The organism is Cyanobacterium aponinum PCC 10605 (assembly GCF_000317675.1).
Lineage (GTDB): Bacteria > Cyanobacteriota > Cyanobacteriia > Cyanobacteriales > Cyanobacteriaceae > PCC-10605.
Map to the genome: position 1 here is coordinate 2166209 of NC_019776.1, position 19535 is coordinate 2185743.

Below are 19535 nucleotides of genomic sequence, written 5' to 3' on the forward strand. Positions count from 1 at the left end.
TTATATTCATTCGGAGTTTATTTTATGACCATTGCAGTCGGACGTGCGCCAGAAAGAGGATGGTTTGATGTCCTTGATGACTGGCTTAAAAGAGACCGCTTTGTATTCGTTGGTTGGTCTGGTATCCTTCTTTTCCCTTGTGCTTATTTAGCTTTGGGTGGTTGGTTAACTGGTACAACTTTTGTTACTTCTTGGTACACCCACGGTTTAGCTAGTTCCTATTTAGAGGGTGCTAACTTCTTAACCGTTGCTGTTTCTTCTCCTGCGGATGTTTTTGGACATTCCCTCTTGTTTTTATGGGGTCCTGAAGCTCAAGGAGATTTCACCCGTTGGTGTCAAATCGGCGGTTTATGGACTTTCGTAGCATTACACGGAGCTTTTGGTTTAATTGGCTTCATGTTACGTCAGTTTGAAATTGCTCGTCTTGTGGGTATTCGTCCTTACAATGCGATCGCATTTTCTGCTCCTATCGCTGTATTTGTAAGCGTATTCTTAATGTATCCTTTAGGACAATCTAGCTGGTTCTTTGCACCTAGCTTCGGTGTTGCGGGTATCTTCCGTTTCATCTTGTTCTTCCAAGGATTCCACAACTGGACTCTCAATCCTTTCCACATGATGGGAGTTGCTGGTGTGTTAGGAGGAGCTTTACTTTGTGCAATTCACGGTGCAACAGTAGAGAACACATTATTCCAAGACGGCGAACAAGCAAACACTTTCCGTGCTTTTGAACCTACTCAGGCAGAAGAAACCTATTCCATGGTGACAGCTAACCGTTTCTGGTCTCAAATCTTCGGGATTGCTTTCTCTAACAAACGTTGGTTACACTTCTTCATGTTATTTGTTCCTGTAACAGGATTATGGATGAGTGCGATCGGTGTTGTTGGTTTAGGCTTCAACCTCCGTGCTTATGACTTCGTATCTCAGGAGTTAAGAGCGGCAGAAGATCCTGAATTTGAAACTTTCTACACCAAAAACATCTTATTAAATGAAGGTTTACGTGCATGGATGGCACCTCAAGATCAACCTCATGAAAGATTTGTCTTCCCTGAAGAAGTATTACCTCGTGGTAACGCTCTCTAATTTCTTAAGATTAATCCAATAAGAAGTTTTAAGCCCCATGATTGGGGCTTTTTTGATGGTGATTAATGAATGATAAAACTTTTCAATCAAAATACTTTTTTTAATCAACCCTTAAATTAATGGCTTTTTTGCCTGAATAACCTGTAAACTGCCTCCTGCATATAATTTTTGTTTTAAAATACTAAATCCAGAATCAATTAATTTGACCGATAAATCCGTCTTCAATAACTGCCATGCAGTATCGGTTTCAAATAACCACATAAAAGCAAAAATACCCGGAATAAATAGGGGATTATGAGGCTTATGTAAATCAATAAAAGTAAATATTCCTTCTGGCTTTAAGACTCGATAAACTTCCGCAAAGATTGCCTCTAATTCATCTGTCGTCATTTCGTGTAAGGCAACGCTGGTATGTACAATATCAAAGTATTGATCAGGTAAGGGCATTTTTTGAGCAAAACCCTCAATATATTTTGCTTGAGGAACATTTTTCTTAGCTTTTTCTAAGGAAAGAGGAGAAATATCTAAACCTGTTACATTAGTGGAATAATTGATTAAAAATTTAGTAGTTTGTCCTGCACCACAACAAAGGTCTAATATTTTGCTCTCCTTGGTTATTGGTAAATCTAATAAGGCTAATTCACGAAATTTTTTTTCTCCCCCCACAGGAATTGCCGCCAGACGAGAAATTGTATCGTATAACCATTGATATTTATAACTTAAGGGACGAAGAAAGGTTGCCATGGGGTTTAAGTCTTAAAGTTTTGTTGAAACTGCTCTTAATTCATCAGGGATCAAGACATCGTCCTCAAATTCTAACATGGTTTCGCGATCGCCCAAGTAACCAGAATTATAGAAAAATAACAACATCCTACCTAAAGCAATCCAAATTTCAGAACAAAATTCCCAATCACCATTAAAAGGTGCATAGTCGCTGATAGATTTTAACGCCCAAAAATAATTATTTCTAACGACAGATTTCCCTTTTTGATACTCAGGAATGTCCTCTTTATTGATGTAAAGAATATTGTCTCTAATGTACGCTTTCATTACTTTAACACCTCAGTTTCATGCAAAAATATCGGATAAGGGTAAGTTTCAGGTTGCAGGTGTCAGGGTGTTGGGGGAGACTAGTTCGGAGCTATTAATTATCAACTATTTACCTTTGCCCGGTCTTAATTCCTAATTTTTCATCCGTTACCATAACCAAACAAATTTATTCTAAACTTAGGTTAATTTGAAATTCATAACCAATAAACTGGGTAAATTTATCGATTTTTAGGGAAATTTGGACGAGAAACCACAGAAGAAAAAGAAGAAAATTAGTAAAATTATAAGAAACAACCTACAAAAATAAAAATTATGGCATCATCCTCCATTGCAGTAAGAGAATTACCATTATTTCCCCTCCCTGAAGTTGTGCTATTTCCGGGGCGCCCTTTACCCCTACATATTTTTGAGTTTCGTTATCGCATGATGATGAATACAATTCTTGAATATGATCGACGTTTTGGAGTATTAATGATAGACCCTATTAGTGGAGAAATAGCAAAAGTGGGATGTTGTGCTGAGATAATTCACTTTGAAAGATTACCAGACGATCGCATGAAGGTGCTTACCCTAGGACAACAAAGGTTTAGACTACTCGAATATGTGAGACAAAAACCTTATAGAGTTGGTTTAGTGGAATGGTTTGAAGACCTACCCCCCCAAGAAAATCTCCAACCAAAAGCCGAAGAAGTAACCACATTACTCCATGATGTTGTTAAACTTTCAGCTAAATTAACAGATCAAAAAATAGAGTTACCTGAAAACTTACCTACTCAACCGATAGAATTATCCTACTGGGTTGCTAGTAACCTTTATGGGGTAGCGAGTGAACAACAAGCACTGCTGGAAATAGATAACACAGGGGAAAGGCTACAAAGAGAAGCCGACATTTTAGCAACCACAAGAAGCAACTTAGCGGCTCGTACGGCTTTAAAGGACGCTTTTAACTAGGTGTCAGGTGTCGGGTTTCAGGTATCAGGTTTTAGGTTAATTAGGCATTTTTTTGAGCTAGATAAGATTAAAGTTGAGACTGAGTAAAGACTTATCACAATAAGATTGATCAGGAAACAGCAGAAGCGTAGGTTTTAGCAAAAATCATTCTACCAGCAGAGGTTTGTAAAGCTGAAGTAACAACAACTCTTAGCTCTTCTCCTACATGGCCATTTGCTTCTTCAACTACGACCATTGTACCGTCATCTAAGTAACCAATTCCTTGAGTAGGTTCTTTTCCGTGTTTAAGAATTTTGAGATCTATATAATCCCCTGGTAGATAAATTGGGCGTACTGCCTGAGCTAAATCATTGACATTGAGTATGGTAATTTTCTGCAAAGTTGCAACTTTACTCAAGTTAAAATCATTGGTGATTAAAACTGCATTAATATCATGGGCTAAATGAAGTAGTTTAGCGTCCACAGTTGTAACTTCTTCATATTCTTCAGGATGAATGACTATTTTATCGGGATATTCTTCTTGCATTTGATTGAGAATATCTAAGCCTCTTCTGCCTCTCACTCTTTTTTGGTCATTAGTGGCATCGGCTAGTTGTTGCAATTCGGCGAGAATAAATTGAGGGACTAAAATTTGACCTTCAATAAAACCAGTGGCTAATAATTGTTGTATTCTGCCATCAATAATACAACTGGTATCTAAAATTTTTGTGGCAACAGGGGTTAATGTGCCTTCTGCAACTAACATTGACTCAATACTGTTAGGATTAATCAGACGTAAAAAAGTACGTCCGTGAGTGTCGGCTAAAGATACTCCTAAAACAGTAAACATAACGCTACCCAAAATCGCAATCATGGGTTTTATAAAGCTAAAGTTGTTCGGCACGGGCAATAAGAAAATAGGTGCTAATAATAAGTTTGCTAATAATAAACCCATTGCCAAGCCAATAGCTCTGGTGATAATAACTTCAATCGGTGTTTGACGGATTTTTTGTTCTAAACGACGGTAGGTAGTTTGTGCCACTAAACCTATGGCTAAACCGATAATGGATGCAAAACCTGCCACCAACCATCTTAAGGCTTGGATGTTCGATACCTGATTTTGAATTTCGGAGGGGAGAAGTTCGACTATGTCAAAACCAACACCTCCAAAGGCAAGGACAAAAATTGTAATAATAATTATATCAATCATAGATTTAGATCCTTATGGGATACTGATAACTAATTATAGGCGTTTAATCCTGTTCATTTTGTTAACTATAGTTAACCTAGGTTCTATTTTAACGTTACTTAAAAAAAATAAAGAGCGATCGCATCTGTGCGAGTTTTTCACAGACTTGTTGAGGGAATCAAGGAGTGATTAAGCTAGGAGTGCATTTAAGTTGTCTGGTTAAGATAGGGAAGAAGGTTGATGAAAAAGTGGTATCAGGAAAGTAGAGAACAAGAAACAGTCTCAAAGACCTTAAAAATGATAGTTATTTTTCATAAATTGCTATTTTTTCTCCAGACTATAGTAAATAGCCCACACTGCCATTGCCCTTAGATAATGACTCGCTCGAAATGTACCTACTGCTGTAATCGCTTCAGGGGTGCGAAATTGTAGCCCATTTTCATAGACTTGTTTCACCACCGTTTCTGCGACTCTTAACCCCTCTTGTTTCATGCCGTTGAGAATCATAAAAGCAACGATACCATAATTAATACCTGTCCACACTTCTAAAGGATGAGTGTCATTTTCTTTAACAGGTTTTCCGTCGGGTTTTACTCCATTGGCAATACCAAATTTACCATCATGAAATTTTAAGAAACAAGCATCATATACTTTTCTGAGGGTAGATTTTACATATTTCGATTCTACAACATCGGGTAATCCTAATAATTGAGCATAAAACTGTCCGCATAGTTGATCAGCCATAACCACATCTGAACCACTTTCACTGTCGAGGCGGTAATATTCCCCATTCCAAAGAGTTTCATGATAAAGACTTCTTGCTTGAGTTAACCATTGTTGAAAAACTGCGATCGCATCTTTAATTCCTTGGGGGTAATCATCAGGTTGTAAACTAGGATTCATAGGGGGATTTGCAATCAATGTATTGCCAATAGCGATAGCCGCTTCTAATCCTGCAATCCATAAACCGCCACAGTAAGCACTAATACCCTGTAAACGCCAATCATCAAAAGTTTGATCAGGAGCGCCAGAATTTTCAGGGATACCATCACCATCTAAATCAAAAGTTTTCACATAATGGAGAGTTTCCACCACACTATCCCAACATTCCCACAAGAAATCTTGATCTAAACCACCAGTAAATAAATAATCTCGATAAACTAGCAAAACAAAATCACAGCCCAAATCTTTCCATAAATTACAGTCTTGATAACTGGTATAGTTACTTTTTTCCCAAGGATGCTCATTTGGTGCGCCTAAATCGTGGGGGGTTGCTCCTTTTGCCTTCCTGATAGCCTGTGTCTGATTATAACCGATGATACGAGGGGTTTTATCTTCTGTAGGAATTGCCCGACTAAAAGCCTCCATAATTGATTTATCTAAACGAGGCCACATCATGATTAGAGGAAAAGAACCATATAAACGTACATCTAAACTTTCATACCAACGATAATCAATACATTCTAAAACCCCAAATTGTCCCACAGGGTCATTTTCTGTTGCCGCAGTCCATAAACTTCCTCCTTCACTCAACAAATATAATTCGTTAAATAAAGCCATTTTTAGCCATTCTGGTAAATCACCTCGATCTAGGATTGGTTTCTGCCACTCTTTAATGCGATTTTGCCACATATCATGGTGTTTCAATGCTGTGCGTACAATTGCCCAAGCGTTACGACCATTTCTACCAAAAAAATCCGTATAACGGCGATAATAAGTGATTCCTTGGGCAAATTCGGTTACAGGAAAGTCCCATGCTAGGATAAAAGGAATTTTTTTTGTTTTCCCGGGTTTAACTGTAAATCTAATCGCCATTGCCCCCGCAATTTGTTCTCCGGGTTCGGCGGGTGTCTCATCCTGATAATCTGGTAAAGAGCCATTCATGGCAAAATAATCCCATATATCTGCACCATCTCCCTTGGGATTCCAACGACTATGATAAAAGACTTCTAAGCTAGGGTTTGTAATGCTAGAAATTGCCCATTGCCCCTCCCCTTCTTGGGGTTGTTCTTCCATACGGATGCGATCGAACAAACATCCTACCCTAAAATTATCCTGAATCCACTGATTAAGATTACCCGTGCTATCTCCCCATTTTGGTCGATATTCATACTCAGGACTACCATCATCCCTAACTTTTACAGTGGGAGACTTAATAGCATTAGTAAACCAACCCACACTATTTTGCCATGTAAACATAATACTCAGGGTTATTTCCTTATCAGTAGGATTATGCACACTCCACTCAAACACAGCCAAAGGATAACTAGATTCTTGGTAACTTCCTGCCCAAATAGGAGAAAACTGCTCACAGATAAGACGAGATTTAAACACCCCTTGATAGTCAAACCAACTACGAGGATAAAGTGCGGAATATGTACCTTTTCCTTGGGGATACCATGCCCAACTTGATAAACTACCATCAGTAGGGGAATTAGTACTCATGGCATATACTTGGGGAGGTTCTCCTTCTACTTGCTCAAAAACACTAAACTGACAAGCTGGTAAAGACTGATAAATATGATTACCACCATCAATGTGCCAAAGATTAAATTCACCATTTACCCCTCTACCAACACAACCACCACCAAAACCACCCAAAGGCATACCATGATTAGCTCCATCATCTAAATTGCTAGCGTAGCGTACTGTATAGGGTTTTTCCCATTCTTTGCCGATTTCACATTGCCATGCAGAGGAAGGAATTTGAGGTAGTTCGATTTTGAGCATAGTTATTCAATTAAGTTTTCATTAATCATCAATATTATCAGCAGAAATACCAGTTGGATATAACATTTATGCGCTCAAGGGCAAAGTTAAAGGAGCAAAGGGCAAGGGGCAAAAGGCAAAGGTGTTAAAATATTTTTTGATATTAAAGACTTCAAGATGTCAGAGATAAAAGACTTTAAAGATTTAATAATTTGGCAAAAAGGTATGGAAATTGCTGAACAATGTTATTTTGTGCTCAAAAAATTTCCAAAAGAATAACTATACGAGATAGTTTTAAGTAAAATTTGGGCGTTTTACAGTGAATTTCATCACTATTCCCTCTTTCCTGATTTCTGTAAGAAATCTAGTCTATCACTTTAAGAAATCTTGCCATCGGTGTAAGAGATAATCCTTGAATTAAAACCGAGATAATTACTAAGAAAAACACAAGGTTAAAAATTTGATCTGCGTACTCAAAACCTTGAGTAATAGGCATGATAGAAAGTACAATCGGTACTGCCCCTCTTAAGCCAACCCACGAAACAAATAACTTATCCGCTTGTTTATATTTAGAAAAAGGTGCAAGACACAAAAATACACTAATAGGACGGGCAATTAAAATTAAAAAGAGTGCGATCGCAATTCCGACACTAATATTAGAAAGTAAATCAGAAGGAAAGACTAATAAACCAAGAGTTAAAAACATTGTTATTTCCATCAACCACGATAAACCATCATGAAAACTAATAATTAATTCTTTTTTCAAAACATTACTATTACTAAAAACAATACCTATAATATAAACGGCAAGAAAAGGATTACCACGAGCAAAAGCCGTGATACTAAAAATCATAAGTAATAAACCAAAAGCACAAACAGGATAAAGTCCATCTGAAGCCAATTGAATACGGTTAATCACCCACACCATTAACAAACCACCGTAGTAGCCAAAAAAAGAACCTATTAGTATTTGTAGTAATAAACTAAAAATGATAACAGTAGGATTAAATACTCCTTGTGCTAAAACCCCGATGATAGAAGTGGCTAGAAGTATTGCTGTGGGGTCATTGCTACCAGATTCTAGTTCCAAAAGAGGTTGTAAATTATTTTTTAATCTGATATTGCTGGACTTTAATATGGAAAAAACAGCCGCCGCATCTGTAGAAGATACGATCGCACCTAATAATAAACCTTCCGTCCAACTAATACCGTTAACCCCCAAATTAAAACTAGAAAAACTACCAAGAATAAGCCATGCAAAACTACCGACTAAAACGGCTGTGATACAAACTCCTAAGGTTGAAAGAAGTAAACCTTCTTTGATGATAGGACGTATTTGTCGCCATTTACTATCTAACCCTCCTGAAAAAAGAATAATTACCAAAGCCGAATCGGCAACATACTGACTGACACCATAACTTTCAAAGTCGATACCACCGACACCTTGACTTCCAGAAAGAATACCAATCAACAAAAACAAAAGTAAGGCAGGAACTCCTAAACGAGATGCTATTTTACTAGCAAATACACTGGCTAATATTAATATGCCAAAAATTAAAAAAAGTTCCTCTATGGACAAATAACTTAGATTCATTCGTATTTATGAAATACATTTTCAGTAATTAATCTTATCAAACACTTCTTTTAACATCTTTGCCGATTGTTGTAATAACTTTTCCTCATCTTCAGAAAGAGTTAGATTAACAGTCTTAATGATACCTCTTTCACTAACAACCCTCGGAATACTTAGACAAACATCCTCAATACCGTACATACCCGTCATTAAACCACTAACCGTTAAAATTCTTTCCTGAGAATTGAGAATTGCCTTTACAATATCTGTAGTGGCTAAACCTATAGCATAAGAAGTATAGCCTTTTAATTTGATAATATCATAAGCCGCATTTTGAACTTTTTGAAAAATTCCCGATAAAGTAGCTTTTTCATCTTCAGGTAAATCAGCCCACGTATTCGGCACAAGTTTCATTCCTCCAACATTAGCGGTACTCCATACAGGAACTTCACTATCTCCATGTTCACCAATGATATAAGCATGGACACTACGAGGGTCAATATCCATTTCTTTAGCTAATAGGGTACGAAAACGCGCAGTATCAAGCACAGTACCACTACCAATAATTCGGGAACTAGGAAACCCAGTAATTTTAAGGGTTGCATAGGTCATAATGTCCACAGGGTTTGTTACCACTAAGATAATTGCTTCAGGACAATATTTAACAACATCAGCGAGAATTTTTTTGTAAATGGCAATATTTCTTTCTAGCAAACTCAGGCGACTTTCCCCTTCTTTTTGAGCAACTCCTGCTGTAATAATCACAATATCTGCATTTCTTCCTTCATTGGCGATGGTTCCAGCTTTGATGTCTGTGGGTGGAATAAAAGGCATTCCATGGGAAAAATCCATTACTTCTCCTTCAAGTTTATCCGATGCAATATCTTGTAAAACTAACTCATCAAAACAATCTTGAATTAACATCGAATAAGCACAAGCTAATCCGACTTGCCCTAAACCAATAATAATTCCCTTCCGAGGACGTAAAGAGCTAGGATTCTCTGCACTGGGGTTAGATAGTAATATTTTTTCAAACATGATTTTTATTCCAATGGTTTGATTTGGCAATATAGCAAGTTTAGGATAACAAATGGTTAAGACACTCTAAGTTTGGGATAAATTTCCATCTATAAGTGATAGCGAAAAGGGCAAAAGTGAATAGTTTATAGTGAATAGTGAATAGTTGATAATTACTCGTTACTCGTTACTCATTACTTTCTTCTAAAACCTGAAACCTGAAACCTGAAACCCGACACCTTATCACCCTCTCCCCTCATCCCCTCATCTCCCCATCCCTCTACCCAAACACCTGACACCTATCCTTCTCCGATATTCTTAAACCGAACTGAAGTTAATTATTATTCAATGACAACAAAGCCCAAAAAAGTGAGATCATAGGTTTGAATACGTGCGATCGCATCTTTGAGTTGAGAAAAAGAAGTTTGTCTTAATTTAACAACCATAACAATACCTTCTGTTTTCTGAGCAAGTAAACTTAAATCAAAAGATTCAAGGAAAAAAGAACTATTATAAATAGTCAAAGCATAATGTTGTGCAATTTGATCTACTAAATTTTGAGCAACTTCTGAACTTAAATGTAAAGGTTTTTCTGAGAGTGGGATGTAAAGAAGTAATAAGGATGCGATTTTGATGACTATTGGGTAATTGAAAATGGAGATTTGTATAAACCTGAGAAAGTGATATATGTACAGGAGTTATCTTTTGATAAACGTTTTTTGAGTCACGGAAAAAATTTTCTTCTTCAAGGGTAACTTGGTCTTTTTTCTTTTCCTCTAATTCTACTACCCCTAAAATTGGTAAACCAAAAGCATACTCTAAATCACTTGTTTCATGAATTATATCTCTCCTCTTCTCAAGCGCGATCGCAACTAATAACCCTAAAATTGTGCCCAAACCTGTACCAAGTGCCAATTTTTTTTCTGGCTCAGGAGAATATCCCTTCAAATTACCAAATTCATCAATGGCTGTTTGTGGAGGGGACAGAATTTGCCAAGGAATCTGTTTTTGGGCAATTTCCACTCCTAGGGTTTCCCTCTGATTAGTTAATTGATTTAGTATAGTTGTATCTAGTGAAATTTGGCGATCGAGGTCATTATACTCTTTGATGACGCCCGGCATTACTGCTAATTGTGAACCAGTTTGAGTTTGGCTATTTTTTAAAGACTGATAACGAGAAGAAAGAGTATCAATTTGATTTTGTGTTTCAATCAACTTTTGAATTAAAGCTAAACGACTAGAATCCTGATAGGCAAAAACTCTGGGGTTAACATTAGGATCTATTTTATTTTCCTGTAAAACTCTGGTCGTTTCCTTTTCTAATAAATTAGTAATATTATCTTTTTGGTCTTGTAGATTTAATGTATTGGGATGGTTTTCTGTTAACTGTGCTGACTGTTGAGCAATTTGTGTGTCTATAGCTTGTAAATCCAATAACAACCGTTGTCTTTTTGGATCTTGACTAAGAGTAGAGGCACTAAGAGACTCTGCCGGTGTCAAACCTAAATCTTTTTGAAATGTTTTTATCAAGTAAGCAGGTGGATATAAAGGATTATTTTGATTAACTTTTTCTGCTATCTGTTGAAGAATATTGTTGCTCTTGAGAATTCGTAAAATTGTTGGGTAATCAATAGAAAGTAACTCTTCATTAACATTACCACCCGTTCGAGCTAAAGTTGTCGGTTCAGTTAGTTTTTCTGCGGAGGTTACAGGTTCAACTAACATTTTAAAACTACCGGGGTAAATAACAGGATCTGTTTTACTCCATAAAAATGCAGGAACAAAACCAGAAACAGCGAAAGTAAGGATAATTAACCAACGACGCTTAAAAACGTTCAAATAAAATTTTGGCAAACTACCTTTTTTAACCGCTACCACAGAGGCTAATTCATCTTCCGCATTTTCCGTCATTGCAAAGGAACTTGTTGTCTCATCCACCACTGTTTTAACTCAAAATATTCGTATTAAGGATATAAGGGTAAATAAATAATCAATAATATTAGAAAAACTATTATTCTTCACGCTAATTTTCCCTATCAGTTTAACATTCTGATCTCAAACCATGATATTCTGAATTTTACAAACTATTTTTACCTAAACTCTAGCTAAATTAAAAATTATGTCCTCCCCCGGATTTTCCTCTGATAGTGGGCAATATGATGATACTGAGATTGTCACCATCTTTGACGATGAGGGGCGATCTCTCGATTGTTATATTGAGAATGAAATTGAATATGATGGCAAAATATACGTTTTATTAATGCCTATTGATCTAGCCATTGTCATTTTAACGGAAGAAATAGATTCTGAAGATAATGAATATAGCGAAACCGTTATGGTAGAAGATAAAGAAGAACTTGATGGTATCTTTGATGATGCAAAAGCTGTTTTAGGAGAATTAAATTTATATTTGAAGCGTACAGGTTTTATCTTAACTGCTAGTGGAGAATTACCACCTTTAGAAGAAAATAATATTATTAGCTTAGAAATTGAAGAACACACCTCAGAAATAGAACCCGAAGAATTACAGTTTTTAGCAAGTTTTTACTCAGAAGAACAAAAATATAATATTTGCACCCCTTTAAGCCCCATTTTATTCATCGGCGAGAAAGATGGTTTTGGTAAAATCAATATAATACAGTCTCAAGAAGAAGAAGTAAGTTGGATTCTTGAAGAATTGCTTTTCGAAGATTACGAGGATAATTGAATTAAGGGTTCGGGGTTCAGGGTGATGAGGGGAGATGGGTGATAAGGAGAGAGGGGGAGAGGCGAAAACTAATTCTTAACTCTCAATTTTTAACTGAAATCTATTCACTATTCATTAATTTATCGTTAGTATGAGTCAATTAACACTTAATTTAATTCAAGGTTCAGTTTCCTTTAACTTTACCTCTAGTGCGGCGGAAAATTTACAGACAGAAATTAATCATTTAATGCAAAGTCTTAAAGAAATCGCCTTGCAAAATAAAACGGGAGGCAAACCAACCCCAAAAACAGCAATGGAATATCAATATACAGGAGATGTATTTTTAGAACTTTTTTGCAATCCCAATATTTACCCTAGTCCTTTCTCTGCTAAAGTATTAGTTACCCTCAGAAGCCCTCAAATAAGACTTACTAGCGAAGCAGAGTTAACTCGCTTAGTAGAAGACTTAGAGCAGTATTTACAGACAATTTGAATAATAAAGAATAATAAATTTTCCTTTTTTCTTTTATTTCCTGAATATCGAATATCGCTTATTTAAACTTTTTTTTCGCATTATCAAAAGCATCTTTCATAACTTCCTTAATTTGATTTGGATCTGGTTTTTTGCCCCCCATTAAATCTCCAAAATAAACACAAGCCCCTTCCCCTAAAGCCCATGTATAAGCACCAGCCCAAGAAGCGGCTACCACAGAACCAAATCCCGGTACAAACTTAATTAACTCTCTACCTATGGCTTGTGCTAAAAATCCTCCTGCGATCGCACTTAAAATACCACCTGCTTGAGAAGCGCTGATTTTCTGTCCATAAAGTTGACCTAATACCCCCACCATCGTCACTTCTAAGGCAGTTAAAACGGGCATCGTAGCAAAAGGTAAAGGCACTGCCGCAACCGTACCAGCCATAATGGAAAAGGCTAGGATATAACGCCTAGCCACATCTCTATAAATGCTTCCTAATTGAGAGTCCACTGTTTGATCTAATAACTTGTGAATTGTTTGAGCTTCAGCAGAAGGTAATAACTCCGCTAAAGAATCTCTTAGGGCTTCTAAACCATAAAAAACAGGATTATATTCATCTTCTTCTAGGGTAAAATCAATTAAAACAGCTTGGTCAAATAATCCTTGAAAAGTATTTTTAATTTCTATAAATGCCCTATCTATTTCAGAAAAAGTGGGGGGATAATCAGGGTGATTAGTGTCACAATTAGGGTAAAGTTCATGTAACGATGTAACTACCAGTAAGCAAGGAATCTGAGGATATTTTTTCTGGAGATTTTCCGCTACCATCTTAAGGCTATCCGTAGCGAAATCGTTAATTTTCACCGTAAGAATTAATATTCTGGCTTTTTTGCTTTCTCGCTCTAATTCAGCCGTTAATTCTTCAATTATGACCTCTGTACTGTTATTTATATCTCCTAAACCAACGGTATCAGTAAAAATTAATAGAGGTAAATCTTCCGAAGGATAAGCATAACGCTCGGTATGTTGAGTATGAGGGCGAAACCCCTGCCCCACAATTTCCTTTCCTACCCCAGTTAATCCCCTCACAATAGAGCTTTTTCCTGCTTGTGGTTTTCCAATCAAAAGAGCTTCAGTAGTGGGAAGTTGCGATCGCACTTCTGCTAATATTTTTTTTATTTCCTCTTCGTCAACTCGAAATAAATTAAGTGCTTTTTTAGCGGTGTCTCTGACAGAAGGCAGTTTCATTCTTCTTGGTTAAACAATCTTAGATTAGATCAAATTAAATTATATATAGCAATCCTAAATCATTTTTGAGAATTATCCTCTAAACAAAAATAAAAACACCTGAGTTAGTAGTTCGGAATTTTTAATTTTTAATTTTTAATTATTCACCTTTGCCCCTTGCCCTTTTCACTATCACTCATAGATGAAAATTTATCCCGAACTCAGATTCAGATAACTATAATAATCTTTTGCACAAAAAAAGAGGGCTGTTAACCCTCCTTTATTATATACCCCCAAGGGAATTCGAATCCCTGTCGCCTCCGTGAAAGGGAGGTGTCCTAGGCCTCTAGACGATGGGGGCTTGGACTTGTAACGCTTGACTTGCTTTGTTTTCGCTCGTTTAACGCACATATATTAATATAACGAACCTTTTAAAAAAAGTCAACAAAAAAACCAACTTTTCACAAAATTTTTTTTCAATAACCCCAAAACTTAGACAAAAAGTAAGAAAGAAGCCGGTGACAGGGTATTGAGATGTTAGGGTTCAAAGTTCAGCTTCGGCTCTTGCACTCCCTTCGCTCGTGAACGGGGTTCGGAGTATTGTAAGGTGTTGACAGATAAGGTGAGAAGCAAGAGAGTCATAATTAATTTAAAGGAAAAACTATTTAAAATCAATTTAAAAGTATTTTATGTTAATCATTAATGCTTTTGCTTGTTTTCTGTTCCCTATTGCTTACCCGAACCGACAATTTTTTATCGAACTCAGGTAAAATTAATAGGTCTTAGGCTATGCAGTTACTAAAACTTTATTGTTAGCTTTCCCCTTGCTAGTTTTTTCTCTCAATGCTACTAATAAAGCGTCAACATTAGCTTTAGCATCACCGAAAAGCATTTTTGTATTTTCTTTATAAAATAAAGGATTATCCACTCCTGCATAACCAGTGGCTAAACTACGTTTCATCACAATACTGTTTTCTGCTTTCCATACTTCTAATACAGGCATACCTGCGATCGCACTATTGGGGTCTTCTAAAGCGCTAGGATTAACAGTATCATTTGCTCCAATCACTAAAACCACATCAGTCTCAGAAAAATCTTCGTTAATTTCGTCCATTTCTAAAACAATGTCATAGGGAACATTTGCTTCTGCTAACAATACATTCATATGACCGGGTAAACGTCCTGCTACGGGGTGAATACCAAAACGAACATTAATTTTGCGATCGCGCAATAACTTAGTAATTTCAGAAACTCCGTGTTGTGCTTGAGCAACAGCCATGCCATAACCGGGGGTAATGATGACATTTTTAGCATTAACTAATAAATCAGCAACTTCTTCCACATTAGTAGCAACAGCTTCTCCCACTTCTTGTTTTTGAGCAGAATTACTCTTGTTAGAACTTCCTTCGCCAAATCCTCCTAAAATAACACTAATAAAAGAACGATTCATCGCTTTACACATGATATAACTTAAAATCGCCCCACTACTACCCACTAAAGCACCAGTAATAATTAATAAATCATTATTGAGCATAAAACCTGCGGCCGCCGCAGCCCATCCAGAATAACTATTTAACATAGAGATAACCACTGGCATGTCTGCCCCACCAATAGCGGCAACAAGATGGATTCCTAACAAACAAGCAATACCCGTCATAATGAGGAGAGGTTGTAAGCCAAATTCGGAGTGAAGAAAATCATAACCCAAATAAATGGTTGCGCCTAACATTCCTATATTCAGTAGATGTCTAGCCGGTAACATCAAAGGTTTTGAACTAATGATTGCTCTTAATTTACCAAAAGCGACAATTGAACCAGTAAAAGTAACCGCACCGATAAATACTCCTACATAAATCTCTATTTGATGAATAAAGGCCTCTGCACCCACTAACCCTGATTCAGGTTGTAAGTAATTACCTACTCCCACTAAAACGGCGGCTAAACCGACAAAACTATGCAGAATTGCTACTAACTCCGGCATCGCCGTCATCGCCACTCTACTGGCTAAGATTGCCCCAATAATTACCGCAGGAATAATCGCCCCTATCAACGTGGTATAGTTTGTTACTTGTGGACTAAATGCTGTGGCAATAAATGCGATCGCCATTCCCGAAATTCCGTATATATTACCTTTCTGGGCAGTTTCTTGATTAGATAACCCTGCTAGACTAAGGATAAACAAAGCACTAGCACCAATATACGCTACTGTAATTAAATTCTGACTCATAAAGATTGATTTGTAGCTATTTCTATTTACATTCAAGAATTATTTTCTTCTCTACTATCAGGTTATAAAATTTATCGGGGTTCAATTGTTAAGAATGTTTTAAAAGTGAATAGTGAATAGTGAATAATTAAAAACTCTGTTCACGACTGAAAGGAGTGTACAAGCACAGCAAACTCTCATTTCCCCCTCTCACCCCTTCCCCTCATCTCCCCATCTCCTCCTCACCTGCAATCCGAAACCTGAAACCTGACACCTTTTCTCCACTCATTACTTGTTTCCCCCTTCCCCTCATCTCTAGCTATGAATTTTTAGTCTTAAAATGCGTAATAATTTCTCGAACTCTTGGGGTAAAGGTGCGATCGCTTCTAAGGTATTATTAGTGATAGGATGAGTTAAAGTGAGACGAAAAGCGTGTAGGGCTTGTCCTGTCAGATTAACTCCGACGGATTTGCCATGAGAAGAATATAAAGGATCTCCGATGATAGGATGTCCTATATGACTGCTATGTACCCTAATTTGGTGAGTTCTGCCTGTTTCTAATTCATAGTGAATTAAACTATAATTACCGATTCTTTCTTTTAATAGCCAATGGGTAACAGCCGGTTTTCCTCCTTTATCCTCCGATAAAATTGACATTTTTTTGCGATCGCATGGATGTCTGCCGATGGGTAAATTCACGATACCACTTGAAACCGAAGGAGAACCATAAACAACCCCTAAATACTCTCTTTTTGCCGTTTTTGCCTTGATTTGTCCCTGTAAATGGTGTAAAACTGGCTCTGTTTTAGCTACTACCATCGCTCCTGTTGTATCTTTGTCTAGTCTATGAACTATGCCGGGACGTTCAACACCACCAATACCTTTTAAATCAGGACAATGGGATAATAAAGCATTTACTAAAGTTCCCTGACTATGACCCGGTGCTGGATGTACCACAAAGTTAGCAGGTTTATTGATAATGAGTAAATATTCATCCTCATAAAGAATATCTAGGGGAATAGCTTCGGGGATAAGATGAGAAGAAACAGGAGGCGGTATTCTAACTATTACTTCATCTCCTGTTTTTAAAATAGTTTTTTTACTCTCACATACTTGCTGATTAACGATAACTTGTCCTTCACTGATGAGTTTTTGTAGGCGCGATCGAGATATACTGTCGATATTATCTCCTAACCAAACATCAATTCTAATTCCTCCTTTATCGACAACTAATTTTTGTTGGTACTGCTCACTTGTCATTCTCAGCTTAAATTTATTTCTCAAAATACTTATGTGGTTATGTCCAAAGCATAACACTAACTGGTGTTGGGATGTCAGGTTTCAGATTGCAGGGGGATAAGGTGTCAGGTGTCAGGTTTCAGGTTGCAGGTTTTAGAAGAAAGTAATAAGTATTCGGAGTTTTTAATTCTTAATTATTTACCTTTGCCTCTTGCCTTATTTTAATTACTAGCAACTAATTGTAAAAGTCGATCGCGCAATGTAGTTAAACCATGACGTTGTTGAGCAGAAATAAAAACCGCTTGGGGATATTTTTCCTTGGCAATGGTTAAATGTTCACTCTTTGCCTTATCTATTTTGTTGAGGGCAATTAATTCTACGGAAGGGGCTAGAGGCATTTGAGCAAGAATTGCTTTAACAGATTCAATATGACTTTCCCAAGCAGGATGAGACAAGTCCACAACGTGTAATAGTGCATCCGCTTCGGTTACTTCTTCTAGGGTTGCCCGAAAAGAATCCACAAGAGGAGGGGGCAATTCATGGATAAAACCCACAGTATCGGTCATTAACAATGTGGTTGTATCAGATGTGTTAGGGTCTGTAATAGTCAATCTTCTGGTGGTGGGGTCTAATGTAGCAAATAATTGATCTGCGGTGTAAACATCGGCATTGGTAAGGGTGTTAATTAAGGTGGATTTTCCTGCATTTGTATAACCGACAATGGCAATGCTGGTTATTTCATGGGCTTGTCTTTGTTGACGTAGTCTTGAGCGATGGGATTGCAGTTGGTTTACTTCTTGCTGTAGTCTGGTGATTCTTTTTTGAATAGCCCTTCTTTCTGTTTCTAATTTTGTTTCACCAGGGCCTCTGGTGCCGATACCGCCACCTAATCGAGACATGGCTTGTCCTCTCCCTGTTAGTCTGGGTAACATATATTCTAATTGGGCTAATTCTACTTGTAATTTACCTGCCCTTGACTGCGCCCTCTGGGCGAATATATCTAAGATTACTTCGGTGCGATCGACCACTCTGACCCCTAATTGTAACTCTAAATTGCGTACCTGAGCAGGGGATAAATCCCGATCAAATACCACTAAATTTGCTCCTAATGTTTGTACTTGTAGGGCTATTTCTTCTACCTTTCCTGCACCAACAAGGGTTTGAGGATGGGGGTGAGAGCGTTTTTGCTCGATGGTAGCTAATACTTTTCCTCCGGCACTATCTACCAGTAAGGCTAATTCCTGTAGATTATCTTGGAATTTTTGTTCTTCTCTATCTCCTGTGTGTAAGCCCACTAATAAAACTCTTTCTTGTTGGGGTGAAACTTCTTGAGCAATAAATTCTCGGCTAAATTCTGCTTCTAAGTTATTAACTAAATCGAGAAAATCTTGTTCGACTATATCTTCTAAGGATTGAGGATGTGATACATCCCAATAATTATCGGTATCTTTGAGGGGTAGCAAATGACATAAATAGGCTTTATCCACAAATCCTCTCGCTCCTCCTCCTTTGCGTATTATTCCTTGACCTGTCAGGGTTAATATAACTAAAGCATCTAATCTTTGTCTTACCATTGCGGTTAAACTAGCTTCACTGGGGGGAGTAGGCTTTAACGAGGTGCTTAAACAACGAATCCCTGATAGTCTTAACTCACCGTAACGAGGCAATTCTAGGGGGGGAATTTGGGTTTGACGGGGTGTACCGACTCCTACCCTAATCACCTGTCCACGACGATTTAGATAGACGCTCAAGGGCTGTTTTAACTCTGTGCTAAGGTTGGCTATTCTTTCGGCGAGGTCAACGGTAGAGATGCGATCGCCGCTTATTCTTTGATGATATAGTTTTTGTAACTGTTTGAATTGGCTGGGTTTTAATCCTTGTAAGTTTCCGTAAATTGTTTCAATAGACATTAACTATTAATAATTGAGATATTGATAGGAGCTTATTCTCCTTTATATATAAATTTTATCTCTTAGGAATTGATTTTCTCATTTTCAATTCTTGATGGAATAATCACAATTTCAAGAGTCTTAAACCACTAAACCACAGGATGAAAGATTATTCGCCCCCAAAATCCGAAACCTGGCTAAATCGAATATTCTAGCGAAATAACTGAGATAAAAAAAAGGTGTATCAATCATACACCCGTA

The 19535-nt window shown here is 37.2% G+C and carries 16 protein-coding genes and 1 tRNA gene; 4 read left to right on the forward strand and 13 right to left on the reverse strand.

Annotated features, from left to right (window positions below; genetic code table 11):
• The first annotated feature begins 24 nt into the window (after positions 1-24).
• Positions 25-1080, forward strand: coding sequence for a photosystem II D2 protein (photosystem q(a) protein) (gene psbD / locus CYAN10605_RS09030; RefSeq protein WP_015219637.1), 1056 nt, complete (start codon positions 25-27; stop codon positions 1078-1080).
• A gap of 111 nt (positions 1081-1191) precedes the next feature.
• Here the strand turns inward: psbD and CYAN10605_RS09035 are convergent, their stop codons facing one another.
• Together CYAN10605_RS09035 and CYAN10605_RS09040 are read right to left on the reverse strand one after the other, a co-directional pair.
• Complete coding sequence (locus CYAN10605_RS09035; protein ID WP_015219638.1) at positions 1192-1824, reverse strand: class I SAM-dependent methyltransferase; 633 nt, start codon at positions 1822-1824, stop codon at positions 1192-1194.
• Between the two features lie 12 nt (positions 1825-1836).
• Positions 1837-2130 (reverse strand): hypothetical protein, encoded by a 294-nt coding sequence (locus tag CYAN10605_RS09040; protein ID WP_015219639.1) that lies wholly within the window; start codon positions 2128-2130, stop codon positions 1837-1839.
• Positions 2131-2442: 312 nt separating this feature from the next.
• On the opposite strand from CYAN10605_RS09040, the gene CYAN10605_RS09045 reads away from it, so the two are divergent.
• Positions 2443-3081 carry an LON peptidase substrate-binding domain-containing protein gene (locus tag CYAN10605_RS09045; protein ID WP_015219640.1) on the forward strand — a complete coding sequence of 213 codons (639 nt, stop codon included), beginning with the start codon at positions 2443-2445 and terminating at the stop codon, positions 3079-3081.
• 109 nt (positions 3082-3190) lie between these two features.
• Here the strand turns inward: CYAN10605_RS09045 and CYAN10605_RS09050 are convergent, their stop codons facing one another.
• The 6 genes from CYAN10605_RS09050 to CYAN10605_RS09080 form a co-directional block, all read right to left on the reverse strand.
• Positions 3191-4270, reverse strand: coding sequence for a PIN/TRAM domain-containing protein (locus tag CYAN10605_RS09050; RefSeq protein WP_015219641.1), 1080 nt, complete (start codon positions 4268-4270; stop codon positions 3191-3193).
• 300 nt (positions 4271-4570) lie between these two features.
• On the reverse strand, positions 4571-6979 hold the full coding sequence (locus CYAN10605_RS09055) for a GH116 family glycosyl hydrolase (RefSeq protein WP_015219642.1): 2409 nt from the start codon (positions 6977-6979) through the stop codon (positions 4571-4573).
• 343 nt (positions 6980-7322) lie between these two features.
• Complete coding sequence (locus CYAN10605_RS09065) at positions 7323-8552, reverse strand: potassium/proton antiporter (RefSeq protein WP_015219644.1); 1230 nt, start codon at positions 8550-8552, stop codon at positions 7323-7325.
• A gap of 21 nt (positions 8553-8573) precedes the next feature.
• A complete protein-coding gene (locus CYAN10605_RS09070; protein WP_015219645.1) occupies positions 8574-9569 on the reverse strand; it encodes an L-lactate dehydrogenase in 996 nt (331 codons plus the stop codon).
• A 320-nt stretch (positions 9570-9889) separates the two neighbouring features.
• The gene (locus CYAN10605_RS09075) at positions 9890-10072 is read right to left on the reverse strand and encodes a P-loop NTPase family protein (RefSeq protein WP_041922464.1); all 183 of its coding nucleotides are present in this window, start codon (positions 10070-10072) and stop codon (positions 9890-9892) included.
• On the reverse strand, positions 10059-11486 hold the full coding sequence (locus CYAN10605_RS09080) for a GumC domain-containing protein (protein WP_150108942.1): 1428 nt from the start codon (positions 11484-11486) through the stop codon (positions 10059-10061). The genes CYAN10605_RS09075 and CYAN10605_RS09080 overlap by 14 nt, the downstream gene beginning before the upstream one ends.
• A 181-nt stretch (positions 11487-11667) precedes the next feature.
• Between CYAN10605_RS09080 and CYAN10605_RS09085 the strand changes: the two genes are divergently transcribed.
• Both CYAN10605_RS09085 and CYAN10605_RS09090 read left to right on the forward strand, forming a co-directional pair.
• The gene (locus CYAN10605_RS09085; RefSeq protein ID WP_015219647.1) at positions 11668-12255 is read left to right on the forward strand and encodes a DUF3727 domain-containing protein; all 588 of its coding nucleotides are present in this window, start codon (positions 11668-11670) and stop codon (positions 12253-12255) included.
• Between the two features lie 130 nt (positions 12256-12385).
• Complete coding sequence (locus CYAN10605_RS09090; RefSeq protein WP_015219648.1) at positions 12386-12727, forward strand: hypothetical protein; 342 nt, start codon at positions 12386-12388, stop codon at positions 12725-12727.
• A gap of 58 nt (positions 12728-12785) precedes the next feature.
• Here CYAN10605_RS09090 and CYAN10605_RS09095 read toward each other — a convergent pair whose 3' ends face one another.
• The 5 genes from CYAN10605_RS09095 to hflX form a co-directional block, all read right to left on the reverse strand.
• Positions 12786-13961: a YcjF family protein gene (locus CYAN10605_RS09095; RefSeq protein ID WP_015219649.1), complete on the reverse strand. Its 1176-nt coding sequence runs from the start codon at positions 13959-13961 to the stop codon at positions 12786-12788.
• Between the two features lie 267 nt (positions 13962-14228).
• A tRNA-Glu gene (locus tag CYAN10605_RS09100) sits at positions 14229-14301 on the reverse strand.
• Positions 14302-14727: 426 nt separating this feature from the next.
• Positions 14728-16167 carry a Re/Si-specific NAD(P)(+) transhydrogenase subunit beta gene (pntB, locus tag CYAN10605_RS09105; RefSeq protein ID WP_015219650.1) on the reverse strand — a complete coding sequence of 480 codons (1440 nt, stop codon included), beginning with the start codon at positions 16165-16167 and terminating at the stop codon, positions 14728-14730.
• A gap of 294 nt (positions 16168-16461) precedes the next feature.
• Entirely contained in the window at positions 16462-17406 is a 945-nt protein-coding gene (locus tag CYAN10605_RS09110) for an RluA family pseudouridine synthase (RefSeq protein ID WP_015219651.1), read from the reverse strand.
• A 200-nt stretch (positions 17407-17606) separates the two neighbouring features.
• On the reverse strand, positions 17607-19295 hold the full coding sequence (hflX, locus tag CYAN10605_RS09115) for a GTPase HflX (RefSeq protein ID WP_015219652.1): 1689 nt from the start codon (positions 19293-19295) through the stop codon (positions 17607-17609).
• Between the last annotated feature and the right edge of the window lie 240 nt (positions 19296-19535).